A 16877-nucleotide genomic window follows, 5' to 3' on the forward strand; every position below is an offset into this window, starting at 1 on the left:
CCTATTAGCTGGTAAACATTACCGCTGTCAAAATAAAGTCAAACCCTAATACTGCCAGTGATGAGTGAACAACTGTTTCTGTTGTTGCTTTACTGATCCCTTCTGAGGTTGGAATACAATCGTAGCCCTTATAAAGCGCAATCCAGGTCACTACCATGGCAAATACAAAACTTTTGATCATGCCGTTTAATACATCTTCTTGAAACGATACTTGCGATTGCATTATCGACCAAAAGCTGCCGGTATCTACGCCTAACCAATCAACCCCAACTAAATGAGCACCGATAATGGCAACCGCAGAAAAAATAAGTGCAAGCAATGGCATACTAATAAAACCAGCCCAAAAACGCGGAGCAATAATGCGCTTAAGAGGGTCAATGGCCATCATTTCTAGTGAAGAGAGTTGTTCGGTGGCTTTCATTAAACCAATTTCTGCGGTTAGTGCACTGCCGGCACGCCCCGCAAATAATAGCGCGGTTACCACAGGACCTAGTTCACGTAACAAACTAAGCGCAACTAATGGGCCGAGGCTGTCTTCGGCACCATAGCCTACTAATACGGTATACCCTTGCAGCGCAAGCACCATACCAATAAACAAACCTGACACCATAATAATTAATAATGATTGCGAACCAACCATATAAAGTTGGCGCACTAACAACGGTGTGCCTTTTTTAAAGTTAGGTATATTCCACAGTGCATTAAAAAGCATGGTGGCAGAGCGCCCTAATGCTGCAAAACGCCCTAGCGTTTTATGACCTAACTTTTGAAATAAATCCAACATTAAGTGTTTTCTCCTAACAGCTCATCAGCATACGTTTGTGCTGGGTAATGAAATGGCACAGGCCCATCCGATAACCCTTTTAAAAACTGCTGTACTAATGGAGATTCATGATTTCGCATTTCATCCGGTGTCCCTGCCCCTATTACGCCTTGCTCGGCAATAATAATAACGTGATCGGCAATACTCATTACCTCCGTCACATCGTGGGTTACAATAAGGGATGATAAACCTAGCACTTCATTTAACGACTTAATAAGCTTTACCAATACGCCCATAGATATTGGGTCTTGGCCGGCAAATGGCTCATCATACATAATGAGCTCTGGGTCCAGCGCAATAGCACGTGCAAGTGCTGCTCGTCTGGCCATACCACCAGAAAGCTCAGAAGGCATTAAATCTTTAGCGCCGCGTAAACCCACTGCTTGCAGTTTCATTAATACGACTAGTTTTATTAACGCTTCACTTAACTTGGTATGCTCTCGCAGAGGAAATGCAATGTTGTCAAATACCGACATATCAGTAAATAACGCACCGCTTTGAAACAGCATGCTCATTTTGGTTCGTGCCGCATATAACTCTTTGCGCGACATTTTAGGAATACTGCCACCTTCGAATAAAATATCGCCGGCGTCAGGCTTAAGCTGCCCACCAATTAAGCGTAGCATTGTGGTTTTGCCAATTCCGCTTGGCCCCATAATCGCTGTTATCTTACCTTTAGGAACACTAAAACTCATATTTTTATATATGGTTCTATCGCCTCGCGAAAAGCTAACATCCTTGACTTCTACTATTGATTGCGACAAGTCGCTCTCCGTAACAATGTTCACTCGTGCTCCTATTTTAAGGGTTTTTTAACCAAGATGGAAAAAACAATTCGTAAGATTTTGTAATACGCCTACAAAAAGCGCTGTAAGGCTGAAGTAAATTGCCTTAACCTTTGCTTAAGCGCATAAAATTCGCGCACTGCTATAGTAGACCCCACTCTTTTGCTTATACTTTCATGTTGGCTTTTGTTACTATTCGCGCCATCTGTATTTTGAACATCTGGCTTAACATAATGGTTACCTCGTTTGTTATTTTAATTCTTGGTTTTGCTGCACTTGTGTGGAGCGCCGACCGATTTGTATACGGTGCGGCTGCGCTTGCTAAAAACTTTGGAGTGCCTACTTTAATAGTTGGCTTAACGGTTGTTGCTATGGGTTCTTCGGCCCCTGAAATGATGGTGTCGGCCTCGGCTGCTCTGGCCAATAAAACCGATACAGCGGTAGGTAACGCGGTGGGCTCAAATATAACAAATATATTACTTGTGTTAGGGATAACTGCATTGCTGCGCCCGCTGAGTGTTTCCTCAAGTACGTTAAAACGCGAAATGCCGCTCGTAATGTTGGCATCATTGGCTACGTGGTATGTGTTTTCAGATAACTACTTCTCACTCACCGAAGGTATCGCCTTATTAGTCGCTTTTATTGTGTTTATTGGTGGGTTAATTATTGTATCCCTACGAGCTAAAAACCAAGATGATCCATTTGTTTCAGAAGCATGCGATGAAGTCCCTAATGATGTTCCCACTAAAAAAGCTATATTTTGGCTTATTGTTGGTATGGTTTTATTGCCTGTAAGCTCCCATTTTTTAGTTGGTTCAGCTGTCGATATAGCAAAATACTTTGGTTTAAGCGATTTAGTTATTGGTTTAACTATTATTGCCATTGGCACAAGCTTGCCTGAACTTGCGGCTTCTGTTGCAGGCGTTCTTAAAAACGAAGACGATTTAGCGCTAGGTAATATTGTTGGCTCAAATATATTTAATATTTTAGCGGTATTGCCGCTTGCAGGTATTATTAACCCATCAGTGGTCGACCCATCACTTGCAAACCGCGACATACTTATTATGTTAGGTGCAACGCTTGCACTTATTATTATGTCATTGAACTTTAGAGGTTCTCAGCGTATCAATAGAGTAGAAGGTGGTCTATTACTCATCGCATTTTTGGCGTACCAAGGTTATATTTTTAGTCAAGTAGGGTAACAATGGCACAACTAAACTTTACAGAGCAAGGTTTACGCGTATTAAACATAGAGCGCCAAGCGCTTGCGGATATTAAACAATACGTTGATGAAAACTTTAATAATGCGTGTCAGGCCATGTTTGATTGCCAAGGCCGCATTATTGTTATTGGTATGGGTAAATCAGGCCATATTGGTAATAAAATTGCTGCAACCCTTGCAAGTACAGGCAGCCCTGCTTTTTTTGTTCACCCAGGCGAAGCAAGTCATGGTGATTTAGGCATGATAACCAAAAATGATGTGGTTATGCTTATATCAAACTCGGGCGAAACCAGTGAAGTACTAAATATTATTCCGGTGCTTAAACGCCTCGGTGCAAAAATAATATCGATGACGGGCAACCCGCTTTCTACTATGGCAACACTTGCCGATGTGCATGTATGCATAAAGGTAGAACAAGAAGCATGTCTGTTAGGTTTAGCGCCAACAGCAAGCACCACAGCCACTTTAGCAATGGGTGATGCAATGGCGGTTGCGCTTTTAGAAGCACGCGGTTTTACCGCCGATGACTTTGCACTCTCTCACCCTGGCGGCAGCTTAGGTAAGCGATTGTTGCTCACTTTAAAAGATGTAATGCACAGCGGCACAAACACCCCTATTATAGGTGTAACGCAAACAATTAAAGACGCGTTAATAGAAATGTCAGCCAAAGGACTAGGCATGACTGCTATTGTAGATAACAATCAACAGCTTGCTGGCCTTTTTACCGACGGCGACTTACGTCGTATTTTAGAGCAAAAAGTCGATATACATAACACCGCTATTAGCCAAGTTATGACTAAGTCATGCACCACCGCCACGGCCGATATGCTTGCAGCAGAAGCACTAAATATAATGGAAAATAAGCGGATTAATGGTTTAATCATAGTTAATGAGCAAAACCAGCCTGTGGGCGCCTTAAATATGCAAGACCTCTTAAAAGCAGGAGTATTATAAATGCAATTTGAAGATCTCTATCAACCGCTAAGCGATGATGCCAGAGCACGCGCCAAAAAAGTAAAACTACTCATATGCGATATTGATGGTGTATTTTCTGATGGCCGAATTTACCTCGGTAACCAAGGCGAAGAGTTAAAAGCATTTAATACAAAAGATGGTTTTGGCATTAAGGCACTGATCAATAGCGGTTTTGAAGTCGCGGTTATTACGGGGCGTCATTCAAAAATAGTGCAAGCTCGCATGAGCAGCTTAACCGTACAGCACATTTATCAAGGCCAAGAAGACAAACTTATTGCTTATCAAGAACTCAAAAACACTTTAAAGTTAACTGATGAACAAATAGCCTATATTGGCGATGATGGACCTGACATGCCCGTCATGGAGCGCGTTGGTTTTGCCGTCGCAGTAAACGATGCGCACCCGCTAATTAAACGCTTATCGCATTATACTACACAAATGCCTGGTGGCTTTGGTGCAGTGAGAGAGCTCACAGATTTACTCATGCTTGAAAACGGTATAGCACTTACGACACAAGGTACCAGCTCATGAATGCAGCACGCGTTATACTCAGTGCGTTATTCATCGGCTGTATGGTTTGGCTTTGGTACCCTTATTTTACGCAAAGCAATGTAGCGCCAGAGCAAGAACCAGAAGTCATTGCAAAGCCTGATTACACTGCTATAGAGCTTAAGCAAACAGCCTATGACGAGCAAGGTAAAATTAGCCATAAAGTTACAGCAGCTAAAATGGAGCTGTACCAACAACTTGGTTTTACATTTTTTGAAAAACCTATTTTTACTTTATATAACGAAACACAAACTTGGCGAATAAACGCTGACGAAGCAACGCTTTACGAAGATAAACAACTTATTTTAGAAGGCAACGTGGTTGCCAAAAATTTAGTTGATAACGCCATGATAGATAACATCAATGCTGACAACATCGAAGTCGACATTAAAGCGCTAACGATGCGCTCTGAGCAGCCAGTGGTTGTCACTGGGCCAAATTTAAAGATTATCGGTAAAGGCCTTGAAGCCGATTTGAAAACCGAAGTAATAAAACTAATTAACCACACGCGAACAATATATTATGACCAATAAACTCTCTAAAATACTTATTATCCCATCGCTGATGCTTGCATTTAGCGCTTCTGCTGCTGAGCCTGCTGCTCAACCGCCAGCAAACCAAATTTCTATTAGTGCAGACCGTCAAGAAGGTCAACTTAAAGAAAACGTAGGTATTTTTGAAAAAAACGTCGAAATTGTGCATGGGAACCGCAAAATTACAGCCGACCGACTCGAAGTACATAAACGTGAAGACCTAGGGGATAACAAACAACTGCTTATTGCCACTGGCAGCCCTGCCTACTTCGAAGAAAAACAAGACGATGGTACCGTAATGAGTGCCAGTGCAAACGAAGTACGTTACGACGTAGCAAAGCGCTTTTTAACACTTGTTGGGGATGCCGAAGTCGCGCAAGCCGGTCAAAAAATTAATGCTAAAAGTATTACCTACGATATGCAGCAGCAACTTATTAGCGCAGAAAAAGACGAAAACTCAACGGATCGTGTCCACACAATTTTAGTGCCTGTTGAAGCAAATATTAAAGAAAAAACAGGTAACGAAGGTCAACCATGAGCACCTTAAAAGCAGAACTATTAGCAAAAAGCTATAAAGGCCGCCAAGTTGTAAAAAATGTAGGCCTTGAGGTAGAAGCCGGCAGCATAGTGGGCTTATTAGGCCCTAATGGCGCAGGTAAAACCACCACCTTTTACATGATTGTAGGGTTAGTACCTAGCGACAAAGGTAAAATATCTATTGATGATAACGATATAACGTTATTACCTATGCACAGTCGTGCTCGCTTAGGCATTGGCTATTTGCCGCAAGAGTCATCTATATTTAGAAAGCTAACAGTTTATCAAAATTTAATGGCTATTTTAGAAACGCGCAAAGAGCTAAATAAAGCCGCGCGAGAAGAAACGCTTAACAACTTACTTGATGAATTTAGCATTCAACATATACGCGATAGCCAAGGTATGGCACTTTCTGGTGGCGAACGCCGCCGTGTAGAGATAGCCAGAGCACTCGCAGCGAACCCTAAATTTATTTTGTTGGATGAGCCTTTTGCTGGTGTTGATCCGATTTCAGTGTTAGATATAAAGAAAATAATAGAACATCTTAAAAATCGTGGCATTGGCGTATTAATTACCGATCACAATGTAAGAGAAACCCTTGATGTTTGTGAAAAAGCCTACATTGTTTCTCATGGGGAGCTAATTGCATCTGGCACCCCAGAACACGTATTAAATGACAAAACTGTACGCGATGTTTATTTAGGCGAGCAATTTAGGCTGTAACATTTAAGCCACACCTACAAGCATCTGCTAATATTAATTATAACAACATAAAAGGATTGTTAGAGATACATGAGGCAATCATTACAGCTGCGCATGGGCCAGCAACTTACAATGACTCCACAATTGCAACAAGCGATTCGCTTGCTGCAGCTCAGTACATTGGATCTCCAGCAAGAAATACAAGAAGCACTGGATAGCAACCCGCTATTAGAAGTAGAAGAGCAAGATTACACGGAAGAGTCGGCTGGAAAAAATGAACAAAAAGCAGATACGGATGATGTAACCGTAAGCGCATCGGCTGATGATACAACCAGTGAATACGAGCAAGACAGTGGTGAAGCTTTAAATAAAGACACCGTTAGCGATGATATGGCGATGGATGTAACTTGGGATGAGTACATGAGTGCAGCCCCTGCGGCATCCTCAGGCCCAATGCCAGAAGATGAGTCTATTTATCAGGGCGCCTCTACTGAAACGCTACATGAGTACTTAATGTGGCAACTTCAGCTTACTCCTTTTAGCCCAACTGACGAGGCCATTGCTATAGCCATTGTAGAAGCTGTAGATGACTCGGGTATTTTAACGCTAAGTTGTGAAGAAATTTTAGAAAGCTTTAACCAAGAAAACGATGACGACGTTGAAGTTGAACTGGATGAAATAGAAGCCGTTTTAAAACGTATTCAATTATTCGACCCTGTAGGTATAGCCGCGCGAAGCTTACAGGAGTGCTTGTGTATTCAGCTTAACCAGTTTGATAAAGACACCCCTTTTATAGAACAAACTAAAATGATCTTAACCGATCACATTGATCTATTAGCGGCACGCGACTATCGTACATTAATGAAAAAGACTAAGCTTAAAGAAGACGAGCTTAAAGAGGTCATGACTCTTATACATACCCTCAACCCAAAACCTGCAGATACAATAGTAAGGGAAGAGTCTGAGTATGTCATACCGGATGTGTCAGTTAAAAAAATTAAGGGCCGTTGGGTGGTAGAGCTAAACCCAGATAGCATGCCAAAAATACGCGTAAATAGTCAGTATGCGGCCATGTCACGTACCGTAAAATCAAGTGGTGATAGCCAGTTTATTCGCTCTCATCTGCAAGAAGCTAAATGGTTTATAAAAAGTCTTGAAAGCAGAAACGACACGCTGCTAAAAGTAACAAACTGTATTGTAAAACAACAACAAGCGTTTTTTGAACATGGCCCCGAAGCCATGAAACCAATGGTTTTAAACGATGTTGCTGAAATGGTAGAAATGCACGAATCAACAATTTCGCGTGTTACTACGCAAAAATATATGCATACGCCACGTGGTATTTTTGAGCTTAAATATTTTTTCTCAAGCCACGTAAGCACCGAAAACGGTGGCGAATGTTCGTCAACCGCAATACGTGCCTTAATTAAAAAGCTAATTGCCGCGGAAAACTCAGCCAAACCATTGAGTGATAGTAAAATTGCGGATATATTGGCAGAGCAAGGAATTAAAGTAGCTAGACGCACAATAGCAAAATACCGTGAATCGCTAGCTATTCCACCGTCAAATCAGAGAAAGAGTTTGATATAAGACGTAAAAAACAAAGAGGAAATGCTTATGCAACTAAACCTAACTGGTCGTCACGTAGAAGTAACTGATTCACTTAGAGACTATGTAAATAATAAATTTGCAAAGCTAGAAAGGCACTCAGATCATATTAGCAATGTGCATGTCATTCTCGATGTAGAAAAACTCAACCAAAAAGCAGAAGCGACTATTCATGTAAGCGGCGCAGATTTATTTGCCTCAACAGAGCACCAAGATATGTATGCTGCTATAGACTCGTTGATTGACAAGCTCGATCGTCAAGTCATAAAACATAAAGAGAAGCTTGCTAGACACTAATATTATGAAATTAAGTACATTAGTATGCCAGGACTGCAGCAAAGCTGCGGTCCTTTTTAGTAGTAAAAAAAGAATTTTAGAATTTATCAGTGAGCTGGCTCATGAAAAGCTCCCTTACTTACCACAACAGGATATTCTTAATGCGCTAGCCAGCAGAGAAAAACTAGGTAGTACGGGTATTGGCCGCGGTATCGCAATTCCGCATGGTAGAATGGGTGGCGTAGAAGAACCGCTTGCGTTAGTACTCGTTAGTGACAAGCCTGTAAACTTTGATGCTATTGATAACTGTCCTGTTGATATTTTTGTTGCACTCATCGTACCAGATGGCGATAACCAGCAGCACCTAAAGACTCTAGCAACCATAGCTGATAAACTGAGCAATAAAGAATTTTGCAAACAGCTGCGAAGCGCTAAAACCGATGCAGAACTGTATCAAGTAATTGTTGATCAATCGTAGTAAATACTAAGGGCTATAAATGGAGTTAATAATCATAAGCGGCCGTTCCGGTTCAGGTAAATCGGTTGCTTTACGCGTGGTTGAAGATTTAGGTTATTATTGCGTAGATAATATCCCGGTCAACCTGCTGCCCTCTTTAGTACGTAGTGTTTCAGATAACTATGACAAAATAGCTGTTAGTATCGATGTTCGTAATATCCCCAAAGAGCAAGACGAGTTTAACGATATTCTTGAATACCTACCGGACTTTGCTAAACCCACTCTGTTTTATTTAGACAGTGACGATCAAACACTCATAAAACGTTTTTCAGAAACACGCAGATTACACCCTTTATCAATCGATTCATTGCCGCTCGACTTAGCAATAAAAAAAGAAAAAGAACTGCTTGATGTACTTGTAACCCGCGCAGACTTTATGCTTGATACGACTGATTTAAGTGTTCACCAGTTGGCTGAGTCAATTCGCGAAAAAATACTCGGAAAAAAAGATAAACAACTAATTGTAACGTTTGAATCGTTTGGTTTTAAACACGGCATACCTAAAGAAGCTGATTATGTATTTGATGCTCGCTTTTTGCCAAATCCGCATTGGGAGCCTGAACTTAAACCGCTTACAGGTCTTGATCAACCTGTAAAAGACTTTTTGGCAAACCACAGCATAGTGCAAAAATTTACTTGGCAAATTCAAACATTTGTACAAACTTGGTTACCACACTTAGAGCGCAATAACCGCAGCTACCTGACTATTGCAATAGGTTGTACGGGTGGGCAACACCGCTCGGTTTATTTAGCCCAAACTATAGGTGAGAGCTTTGCAATGACACATCCAAATGTAAAAATTAGGCACCGTGAGCAAGAAAAGTAACCTTAAAATAATAACCTGTTCAGTTTAGGTATAGTAATTTATGCGTTGTGAAGACACGTTTTTAATAAAAAATAAATTAGGCTTACACGCCAGAGCGGCAACGGTCCTTGCGCAATTAGCTGTGCAGTTTGATGCTAAAATTACCTTACATCAAGATGATAAAGAAGCCGCTGGTGATAGCGTATTAGCCTTAATGCTACTCGAAAGTAGTAAAGGCAAAGAAGTTAAAGTTGTATGTGAAGGCCCAGACTCAGAAAAGGCTTTGCATGCGGTCGGACAATTAATCGCACAGCGATTTAACGAACAAGAATAAACGTTTAATTACCAAGCTTACTCATACATTTTCGCTTTATACCCTAATTTGTGTGTGGCTTGGTAAATGAATAGTGTTTAATTAGATTAATCGCAATGCGGTTAATCGCCTCCCCTCGTATATAAAAAATTAGGATGCCAATGCCAGAAGCGTTTGAACAAGACTACCCACTGCAACAACTAAAACAGGTGACTAAATCACTTAATAGTGGGCAATTTGTTCAAGTAAGACGCATGCTAGCAAAAACGGCTCCGTGTGATACTGCCCTTTTACTTGAATCCTCTCCGCATAAAATTAGACGCATGCTTTGGCAGCTGGTTGACCCAGATGTACAAGGGGACGTGCTAGAAGAGCTCTCTGAAGATGTACGTTTAGGCATCATTGCACAAATGGAACCTGAACATATTGCCGCCGCCACTGAGGATATGGGCCACGATGATTTAGGTGAAGTACTACGTAGCCTACCTGACACCGTGTATAAAGATGTGGTTAGCGCGATGGACACGCAAGACCGTGAACGGGCGACACAGGCTTTATCATACCAAGAACGCTCTGCAGGCGCGCTAATGAACACCGATACGGTGACCATTCGCCCAGATGTTACACTTGATGTTGTACTGCGCTATATCAGGCTGCGAGGCGAGCTACCAGAAGGCACCGATGATTTATACGTTGTTGATAAGCACAACTGCTTTTTAGGTGCATTGTCTCTTAGTACGCTTTTAACTAATCCGCCTGAAAAAATTGTTCAAGATTTAATGGATGAAGACTGTGAGTCTATCCCAATTTCGATGGATGAAAGTGAAGTCGCTCAATTATTTGAACGCCACAACTGGATATCGGCACCGGTAGTCGATGATAACGCACACTTGCTTGGGCGTGTCACCATTGATGATATTGTTGATGTTATACGTGAAGATGCTGAGCATAGCTTATTAAGCTTAGCGGGTCTTGATGATGAAGAAGATACCTTTGCACCTGTTTTAAAAAGTTCAAAAAAACGCTCAGTATGGCTTGGCGTTAACTTACTTACCGCCTTAGCTGCCGCCTTTGTGGCCAGCTTTTTTGAAAGTACCTTAGACATTCTCCCTATTTTAGCTGTACTCAATGGCATAGTGCCCTCAATGGGTGGTGTAGCAGGTAGTCAGTCTTTAACACTGGTTATTCGCGGTATAGCTGTGGGGCATATTAACCAAACTAACCAACGTTTTTTAATGGCTAAAGAATTGGCCATAGGCGCATTAAACGGGATTATTTGGTCATTACTTATCGCTGGTGTAATTGCACTTTGGCAGTGGGATTTTATGCTTGGCGGCGTGCTCGCATTTGCTATGTTTATGAATCTTGTAGTAGCGGGCGTTGCTGGCGCATGTATTCCTATTTTATTGAAAAAAATGAATATAGACCCTGCACTTGCCGGCAGTGTTGTACTAACAACTGTGACTGATATTGTTGGTATTTTTGCCTTTTTAGGCACAGCAACGTGGCTACTTATTTAGCAACCTAACCCTAGGTTAAGTAGCCACTATTAGTTAAAACGTAAAATTAAATTGGTGAGCCTGGTGGCATTGGTAAATTAGTAAAGTTTTCAGGCCACTTACCAGCTTTTATAAACTGTTTAATTTGCTCTGCTAAATACTGCTTAAACGCGCTTTCGCCGACACTGGTGTTACTCAGCATTGAGTTTTGATTGTACTCATCACTCAACTTAACTAAGTAGTAACGTAACTGCGCTTGCACCTCTGGGCTTACTTTATCGCTTGCCACTAAATCGGCTATATTTTTTGCAGTTAAAAACTGTACACGTTGAGTGACTTTACCTTTCATCGTATTAGGTGATGACACTTTAAACACGTGACTGTAAAGCTGCTCAAGCAACTCATCTAAGCTATAGAAATTGTAATTACGCACTTGTTGTTGAGCTAAACGATTTAAACGCTGTGGGTTTAATAATAAAGATAAACTATGCTGTGCAGCGACTTCTGGTAAAGCCATTGCATCAAGTGTTAAACCTGTGCGTCCAGTTATGCTTTCGCGCGATTTAGACTCCCCATAGGCCTTTGGCGGAATAAGCGCTAGCACCGACTCGGGCAAAATTAAATTAGCGGGTTTTAATGTGGATAAAATAGCATTTACCGCTTCTTGCTGCTGAGTTTTTGCAACCACTTGTGCGCCCTTAACAGGTGAATTGTCGCGTGTTTCGTACTCGTAATTAACCCCCGCTATAAGTTTAACTGCAGCCTCTACTTGATAGCGATGAAATAAATAGAGCGGCACAAGTTTTTCTTCTAACTGCGAAAGAGCATCGCCCGTTTTAATGTTGTTAATGCCAAATTGCGAAAGCGCTTTTTTACGCACATCAAGCACTCTAAGTAGCTCTTGCGCTGGGTTAGTACCGTTATCCCATAAGTGTGCTGTAGGGTGTGCACCGCCCTTAGCGCGTGCGTCATTGTCAGATATAAACTCAAGCCCCTTGGCTTTGTTCTCTTTTATTATTGCAGCAAGCTCAGCGTTTTCGTCCTGATTAGTAAAGTCGCTGTAACCATATTTAATAACTTGGGTATCCCATACACCCATACCACTTGCATAGCCTCGAGTTACGTCAAGTTCACCTTGCTCGTTAAAGCTAAGAAGTGGGTGTGGGTAATCCATAACCGAGGCTCTATCACCCACCGAAGCCGCAAAATTATGCGCAATGCCCAGTGTATGACCAATTTCGTGGGCACTTAACTGACGGATCCTATCAAGCGCCATTGCTTGTAGGTTTTTAGCTACCTCGTCCCCTTTTAAATAGGGAGCAGCAAGTGCTTCGGCTATTAATATATCTTGGCGCACACGCAGTGAACCAAGCGTAACATGGCCTTTTAATATTTCACCTGTGCGAGGGTCTATTACAGAGCTTCCGTATGACCAGCCACGTGTAGCACGGTGCACCCACTGAATTACGTTATAACGAATATCCATAGGGTCTGCATTACTCGGCAGTACTTTTATTACAAATGCGTTTTTGTAACCAGCAGCACTAAATGCATCATTCCACCATTTACCGCCTTCTATTAAGGCACTTTTAACTGGCTCAGGAACGCCTGGGTCTAGGTAGTAAATAATAGGCTCTACGGGCTCACTTATCGGTAAAGTTGGATCTTTTTTAGCTAAACGGTGACGCGGTATGTAACGCACAAACATGGACTCATCAAGCGCAGCGGCATAGTCTTTATGCTCAATACTCCAATACCCTGATTGCGGGTCAAATTTGCGCGGCGTGTAATTATCATCGGGTAATTTAATAAGGGAGTGATGCATATGCACTGTAAGTGCGAACGGGTCGGCACTCACTTGGCGAACAAATTTACCCGGCTTAGTGCCTTTAAACGTTAATACAGCTTCAAGCTCGGTGTTTTTTACAAACGCCTTCGAGCGACTCATGTACACAGCACTGCGTGATTCATCAAGGCTAAAATTACCCTGTTTACGTGCAGCTAATTTTCGACTAACCCCGTGCACATCACTCAATAAATAAGGTGTATAGTCAATCAATGCGCTGGTTTTATCTTGTGCAACAACTTTAAAGCCCGCTAAGATACTAGATGCAAAGGCCTCTTTAATACTTTGTTGCTCGGCTTTATTATTGGTATTAGCACGATAGTAAGTATTTACAGCGCGCAGCATTATTTTATTGCCAAAACGCTCAAACTGCACAAGGTGCGTATTACCAAGTTGGCCTCTATCTAGACCAATATCGTTTGAGCCAACTCCATAAGGTAAGCTCTGCTGAAGTAAAAATTGCTGTTCTAATTTATCTACTTTTAAGAACACTTTGCCGTTTTGCGTATCGTAATAAAACGAAAAGTACCCTGGAAAGTGATTCATTTGCGCAGTAAATTCATCTATAGACTTAATTGCTGCGTGCGCTTGGGTTATGATAGAGCACAGCACAGTAAAGAGTATGTAACTTATTAGTGGTATTTTTTTCATAATCTTATCTTTGTTATTGGCGTTTTAAGTACGATTAGGTAGCACCATTATTACAGTGCTATTTAAACAATACAGGTATTTAAGACGAAATTCAGCGCACTAAGTTAATCTCTCTCACATTTAGATTAGCTAGTACACGTTATCAGGAAAATAGAATGCGTAGACTCCCACCCGTATTACTAGAAGACGGTTGCCCTAGAGAACTTTTATCGTTAATTAGAACCATTTTAGCAGCATGTAAAGAAATATCGTTTCGTGTTGGCCAAGGTGCGCTTTCTGGCGTATTAGGGTCAACGCTTGATGAAAACATTCAAGGTGAAACACAAAAAAAGCTCGATGTACTCTCTAATCAGCTTTTAAAAGATATTTTACTGGAGTCTGGGGCAGTTAAAGCCATCGCCTCAGAAGAAGAAGACTACACAGTTGCAGGTAACCAAGACGCTAAATACATTGTGGCGTTTGACCCCCTTGACGGCTCATCAAACACCGACATAAATTCACTGGTTGGTACTATATTTTCGATTATGGAAGCGCCTGAAGGCTCAGATGCCGCCGATCAAAGTATATTTATGCAGCCTGGCCACAAACAAGTGGCTGCAGGTTACGTACTTTACGGCCCATCAACTATGCTTGCACTTACTACAGGTAAAGGCACACGCATGTTTACGCTAGATAAAACCCAAGGTAGCTTTTTACTAACACAAGATTTTGCCACTATTCCTGCTGATACCAACGAATTTGCTATTAATGCGTCTAACCAACGTCATTGGCAACCAGCAATACAACGCTATGTTAATGATTTACTCGCTGGCGATACGGGTCCACGCGCTAAAAACTTTAACATGCGCTGGATTGCTGCCATGGTTGGCGATGTGCACCGTGTACTTAGCCGTGGTGGTTTATTTACCTACCCAACCGACACTAAAGATGCGAATAAACCCAACAAGCTACGCTTACTTTACGAAGCCAACCCCATGGCTATGCTAGTTGAGCAAGCCGGTGGTATAGCCTCAACGGGTACTGAGCGAATTATGGATATTCAACCTGATGCAATCCACCAGCGTGTGGCAGTCATATTAGGCTCTAAAAACGAAGTAGAAACATGCTTGGGATACCACAAGTAAACACTTTGTCAGTTAAAAAATAAAATACCAAGCCGCATTTAATTTAAATGCGGCTTTTTTTATGTATTCGCTACATATAACCGCAATAAGCCCACATCTAAAAATGTGAATCATCCTAAATATCTACTCTTTTAATAATGCCAATAATTTTTCAAGCTTTTGGCGATCAAGCTCTCCCATTTGCTCGCTATTACTGAGCGCAAAAATAACCCCTTCGTATTCGCCGCTATCTATATCATCTCTAGAATCAACAACATTTGCCCATAACTCTAAATCATCCAGCTCTATTTCGTTATTTACACAGCGTGTTAGCACGTGAATCAATATCGGTTTTGTGAGTGTATAAAGGGGGGCGCTTTCTTTTGCGGGAGTAGAGATAATCACGCTAATAGCATCATCTCTTTGCTCACCAAAAGTAATAAATTCGGCCAATGCTTTTTGTATATTCATAATATTTGTTATTCTTGCTGCCCCACTGCTGATAAGAGTTAAAATGACGAGATTAAACTGCTCACAATGTCACACTGCGCTTGATTGTAATGTAAACGATATAAACGCATGTTGGTGTAATCAATTACCTGCTATTTTACCGCTTGAAGAGTCAGCAACAAGCTGTTTATGCCCGCAATGTACACTTAATGAAATAAACGCTTATTTAGCGCATATTTATACGCAGCCAATAAAAGCACAAATTGAGTTTGCTAAAAAATTTAGAGGTAATGACCACTTAATAGAAGGGCTAGATTACACCATGCAAAGTGGCTACATGGTGTTTAGTAAGTGGTATTTTTTAAAACGAGGAACGTGCTGTAAAAATGGCTGTAAAAATTGCCCTTATGGGTAAATCACACACGTTAATAATTAATACGCAACTGAAAGAACTAATCAGCTGCAATATTGCTGAATTGAGCAAATTTATCTGCCCCTTTAAAACGTAACTCGATTGCTTTGATATGTTCTTCCTCTGCGTGCTTCCAAACGCCCGGCACACTATAAACATGTTTTAAATAGCAAAAAAACTTATCGCGCAGCTGCGCATTAAAATGCCAACCGTGAGCGACCTCTGCTACTTGAGCAGCTAATTCCTCGCGAGTATCTGCATGCTTAACTAAGCCTTCTATATTATAACAGGCCTGTCCTACAGTAATAACACGCTTATTTAATAACAACGCTTCTAAACCTACCGTAGAATTGATTGTTATCACCGCCTCTGCGCATTCAATAAGTTCACAGGTTTTATTGCCGTTTGCAAATAACCCAATGGGGTCCTTATTGTATAAATGAGTGTAATGCTTATGCCATGAGGGGTGTTCTTTAAAAACGACCTTTAAACTAGGATCGTTTAACGCCTTCACTGCGCTTATAACCTCATCGTATAGCATTTCCATAGAATCAACCCATGGTGAAAAACTCGCTAATTGCGTATCGTGGGGCACTTGAAACGGCACAAAAATATAACGTTCAGGTATATTTTCAGCTGCAAATTCACAGCGTTTTTTATGATTTTCTCGTGGGACCAATGCTGGAGCATCAAAGTTTAAGGCATTATTTACATTAAAATTTAAATAAAAATCAGGATCTCGACTTAGCGACGCATTAAAGTTGATACCTTGGGGGTCTAAACTAGTAGTTCCCGGAAGCAAACCATTTTCATAATAAAACTGCTTAATGCCCAGTGCCCTGGCAGCCATAGCAACGGTAGTGTTAGGCAGCTTATTACCATTCCATATAACGATTACATCAGGGTTAACTTCAGTTAATAAAGCTAAATATTTTGCATAACGTAAACGTTCAAAAAAGCACAGCCCCGCCTTGTAAACCGCAGATACTAAAGCATTGTTCCAAAGGTTGTTACGGGCGCGCTTACGTTTTAGTTGTGCAGTAATAACATCGGTAAAATCAACTTTAAACGCTTTGGCTAAATAGTTTATAGCTGAAAGCTTTGGCGCCCCCATAACATGCAGTTGGCAATCCATACTCAGCTTTTTGATTATTTTTTTATAGTACTTTGCGTGTACATTTTTGCGAGAGATAAATAGGTAAGACATACAAGCTGTGCGCGCCAATTATTGTTTTTAAGAAAATAATACTAAGTGGACACTATTACAAAAG

Annotated in this window: 19 protein-coding genes; 14 read left to right on the forward strand and 5 right to left on the reverse strand. The window is 41.3% G+C overall.

From position 1 onward, the window contains the following. Positions 1 to 4: 4 nt before the first annotated feature. Positions 5 to 784: a lipid asymmetry maintenance ABC transporter permease subunit MlaE gene (gene mlaE, locus CWC16_RS09740; protein ID WP_055014206.1), complete on the reverse strand. Its 780-nt coding sequence runs from the start codon at positions 782 to 784 to the stop codon at positions 5 to 7. Continuing rightward, complete coding sequence (locus tag CWC16_RS09745) at positions 784 to 1587, reverse strand: ATP-binding cassette domain-containing protein (RefSeq protein ID WP_138541422.1); 804 nt, start codon at positions 1585 to 1587, stop codon at positions 784 to 786. Before CWC16_RS09745 ends, mlaE begins: the two co-directional genes overlap by 1 nt. Positions 1588 to 1841: 254 nt before the next feature. Here CWC16_RS09745 and CWC16_RS09750 point away from each other — a divergent pair, with 254 nt between their 5' ends. The 12 genes from CWC16_RS09750 to mgtE all read left to right on the forward strand — a co-directional run bounded on the left by CWC16_RS09750 (position 1842) and on the right by mgtE (position 11165). Next, the gene (locus CWC16_RS09750) at positions 1842 to 2810 is read left to right on the forward strand and encodes a calcium/sodium antiporter (RefSeq protein ID WP_055017521.1); all 969 of its coding nucleotides are present in this window, start codon (positions 1842 to 1844) and stop codon (positions 2808 to 2810) included. Between the two features lie 2 nt (positions 2811 to 2812). Next, positions 2813 to 3784: a KpsF/GutQ family sugar-phosphate isomerase gene (locus tag CWC16_RS09755; RefSeq protein ID WP_138541403.1), complete on the forward strand. Its 972-nt coding sequence runs from the start codon at positions 2813 to 2815 to the stop codon at positions 3782 to 3784. Further along, on the forward strand, positions 3785 to 4336 hold the full coding sequence (gene kdsC, locus CWC16_RS09760) for a 3-deoxy-manno-octulosonate-8-phosphatase KdsC (protein WP_055017522.1): 552 nt from the start codon (positions 3785 to 3787) through the stop codon (positions 4334 to 4336). Further along, positions 4333 to 4887, forward strand: coding sequence for an LPS export ABC transporter periplasmic protein LptC (gene lptC / locus CWC16_RS09765; protein ID WP_138541404.1), 555 nt, complete (start codon positions 4333 to 4335; stop codon positions 4885 to 4887). The genes kdsC and lptC overlap by 4 nt, the downstream gene beginning before the upstream one ends. Continuing rightward, positions 4877 to 5425, forward strand: coding sequence for a lipopolysaccharide transport periplasmic protein LptA (gene lptA / locus CWC16_RS09770; RefSeq protein ID WP_138541405.1), 549 nt, complete (start codon positions 4877 to 4879; stop codon positions 5423 to 5425). Before lptC ends, lptA begins: the two co-directional genes overlap by 11 nt. Then, complete coding sequence (lptB, locus tag CWC16_RS09775) at positions 5422 to 6147, forward strand: LPS export ABC transporter ATP-binding protein (RefSeq protein ID WP_004589086.1); 726 nt, start codon at positions 5422 to 5424, stop codon at positions 6145 to 6147. The genes lptA and lptB overlap by 4 nt, the downstream gene beginning before the upstream one ends. A 69-nt stretch (positions 6148 to 6216) precedes the next feature. Continuing rightward, complete coding sequence (locus CWC16_RS09780) at positions 6217 to 7716, forward strand: RNA polymerase factor sigma-54 (protein ID WP_055014213.1); 1500 nt, start codon at positions 6217 to 6219, stop codon at positions 7714 to 7716. A 27-nt stretch (positions 7717 to 7743) separates the two neighbouring features. Next, a complete protein-coding gene (hpf, locus tag CWC16_RS09785) occupies positions 7744 to 8031 on the forward strand; it encodes a ribosome hibernation promoting factor (protein ID WP_004589084.1) in 288 nt (95 codons plus the stop codon). A 4-nt stretch (positions 8032 to 8035) separates the two neighbouring features. Beyond that, positions 8036 to 8488, forward strand: a complete 453-nt coding sequence (locus tag CWC16_RS09790) for a PTS sugar transporter subunit IIA (RefSeq protein ID WP_138541406.1) — start codon at positions 8036 to 8038, stop codon at positions 8486 to 8488. Positions 8489 to 8507: 19 nt separating this feature from the next. Beyond that, positions 8508 to 9353 (forward strand): RNase adapter RapZ, encoded by an 846-nt coding sequence (gene rapZ / locus CWC16_RS09795; protein WP_055014215.1) that lies wholly within the window; start codon positions 8508 to 8510, stop codon positions 9351 to 9353. 40 nt (positions 9354 to 9393) lie between these two features. After that, complete coding sequence (locus CWC16_RS09800) at positions 9394 to 9666, forward strand: HPr family phosphocarrier protein (RefSeq protein WP_055014216.1); 273 nt, start codon at positions 9394 to 9396, stop codon at positions 9664 to 9666. 140 nt (positions 9667 to 9806) lie between these two features. Then, positions 9807 to 11165: a magnesium transporter gene (mgtE, locus tag CWC16_RS09805; RefSeq protein ID WP_055014217.1), complete on the forward strand. Its 1359-nt coding sequence runs from the start codon at positions 9807 to 9809 to the stop codon at positions 11163 to 11165. A gap of 46 nt (positions 11166 to 11211) precedes the next feature. Here the strand turns inward: mgtE and CWC16_RS09810 are convergent, their stop codons facing one another. Next, a complete protein-coding gene (locus tag CWC16_RS09810; protein ID WP_138541407.1) occupies positions 11212 to 13641 on the reverse strand; it encodes a zinc-dependent metalloprotease in 2430 nt (809 codons plus the stop codon). Between the two features lie 155 nt (positions 13642 to 13796). Here CWC16_RS09810 and CWC16_RS09815 point away from each other — a divergent pair, with 155 nt between their 5' ends. Further along, a complete protein-coding gene (locus tag CWC16_RS09815; RefSeq protein WP_138541408.1) occupies positions 13797 to 14765 on the forward strand; it encodes a class 1 fructose-bisphosphatase in 969 nt (322 codons plus the stop codon). A 123-nt stretch (positions 14766 to 14888) separates the two neighbouring features. Here the strand turns inward: CWC16_RS09815 and CWC16_RS09820 are convergent, their stop codons facing one another. After that, positions 14889 to 15215, reverse strand: coding sequence for a hypothetical protein (locus CWC16_RS09820; protein ID WP_138541409.1), 327 nt, complete (start codon positions 15213 to 15215; stop codon positions 14889 to 14891). Between the two features lie 43 nt (positions 15216 to 15258). Here CWC16_RS09820 and CWC16_RS09825 point away from each other — a divergent pair, with 43 nt between their 5' ends. Next, on the forward strand, positions 15259 to 15609 hold the full coding sequence (locus CWC16_RS09825; protein ID WP_138541410.1) for a DUF5522 domain-containing protein: 351 nt from the start codon (positions 15259 to 15261) through the stop codon (positions 15607 to 15609). A gap of 37 nt (positions 15610 to 15646) precedes the next feature. Here the strand turns inward: CWC16_RS09825 and CWC16_RS09830 are convergent, their stop codons facing one another. Further along, positions 15647 to 16741 (reverse strand): capsular polysaccharide export protein, LipB/KpsS family, encoded by a 1095-nt coding sequence (locus tag CWC16_RS09830; RefSeq protein WP_138541411.1) that lies wholly within the window; start codon positions 16739 to 16741, stop codon positions 15647 to 15649. Positions 16742 to 16877: the final 136 nt, after the last annotated feature.

This window comes from Pseudoalteromonas sp. S3776, assembly GCF_005886915.1.
In the GTDB taxonomy this organism is placed as follows: Bacteria; Pseudomonadota; Gammaproteobacteria; order Enterobacterales; family Alteromonadaceae; genus Pseudoalteromonas.

What these genes read in the sequence shown, in the direction of transcription:
- lptA (WP_138541405.1), top strand. Translation starts at nt 4,877, where the DNA reads ATGACCAATAAACTCTCTAAAATACTTATTATCCCATCGCTGATGCTT.
- mlaE (WP_055014206.1), bottom strand. Translation starts at nt 784, where the DNA reads ATGTTGGATTTATTTCAAAAGTTAGGTCATAAAACGCTAGGGCGTTTT.
- CWC16_RS09800 (WP_055014216.1), top strand. Translation starts at nt 9,394, where the DNA reads ATGCGTTGTGAAGACACGTTTTTAATAAAAAATAAATTAGGCTTACAC.
- hpf (WP_004589084.1), top strand. Translation starts at nt 7,744, where the DNA reads ATGCAACTAAACCTAACTGGTCGTCACGTAGAAGTAACTGATTCACTT.
- kdsC (WP_055017522.1), top strand. Translation starts at nt 3,785, where the DNA reads ATGCAATTTGAAGATCTCTATCAACCGCTAAGCGATGATGCCAGAGCA.
- CWC16_RS09780 (WP_055014213.1), top strand. Translation starts at nt 6,217, where the DNA reads ATGAGGCAATCATTACAGCTGCGCATGGGCCAGCAACTTACAATGACT.
- rapZ (WP_055014215.1), top strand. Translation starts at nt 8,508, where the DNA reads ATGGAGTTAATAATCATAAGCGGCCGTTCCGGTTCAGGTAAATCGGTT.
- CWC16_RS09790 (WP_138541406.1), top strand. Translation starts at nt 8,036, where the DNA reads ATGAAATTAAGTACATTAGTATGCCAGGACTGCAGCAAAGCTGCGGTC.
- CWC16_RS09750 (WP_055017521.1), top strand. Translation starts at nt 1,842, where the DNA reads ATGGTTACCTCGTTTGTTATTTTAATTCTTGGTTTTGCTGCACTTGTG.
- mgtE (WP_055014217.1), top strand. Translation starts at nt 9,807, where the DNA reads ATGCCAGAAGCGTTTGAACAAGACTACCCACTGCAACAACTAAAACAG.
- CWC16_RS09815 (WP_138541408.1), top strand. Translation starts at nt 13,797, where the DNA reads ATGCGTAGACTCCCACCCGTATTACTAGAAGACGGTTGCCCTAGAGAA.
- CWC16_RS09830 (WP_138541411.1), bottom strand. Translation starts at nt 16,741, where the DNA reads ATGGATTGCCAACTGCATGTTATGGGGGCGCCAAAGCTTTCAGCTATA.
- CWC16_RS09810 (WP_138541407.1), bottom strand. Translation starts at nt 13,641, where the DNA reads ATGAAAAAAATACCACTAATAAGTTACATACTCTTTACTGTGCTGTGC.
- lptC (WP_138541404.1), top strand. Translation starts at nt 4,333, where the DNA reads ATGAATGCAGCACGCGTTATACTCAGTGCGTTATTCATCGGCTGTATG.
- CWC16_RS09825 (WP_138541410.1), top strand. Translation starts at nt 15,259, where the DNA reads ATGACGAGATTAAACTGCTCACAATGTCACACTGCGCTTGATTGTAAT.
- CWC16_RS09755 (WP_138541403.1), top strand. Translation starts at nt 2,813, where the DNA reads ATGGCACAACTAAACTTTACAGAGCAAGGTTTACGCGTATTAAACATA.
- CWC16_RS09820 (WP_138541409.1), bottom strand. Translation starts at nt 15,215, where the DNA reads ATGAATATACAAAAAGCATTGGCCGAATTTATTACTTTTGGTGAGCAA.
- lptB (WP_004589086.1), top strand. Translation starts at nt 5,422, where the DNA reads ATGAGCACCTTAAAAGCAGAACTATTAGCAAAAAGCTATAAAGGCCGC.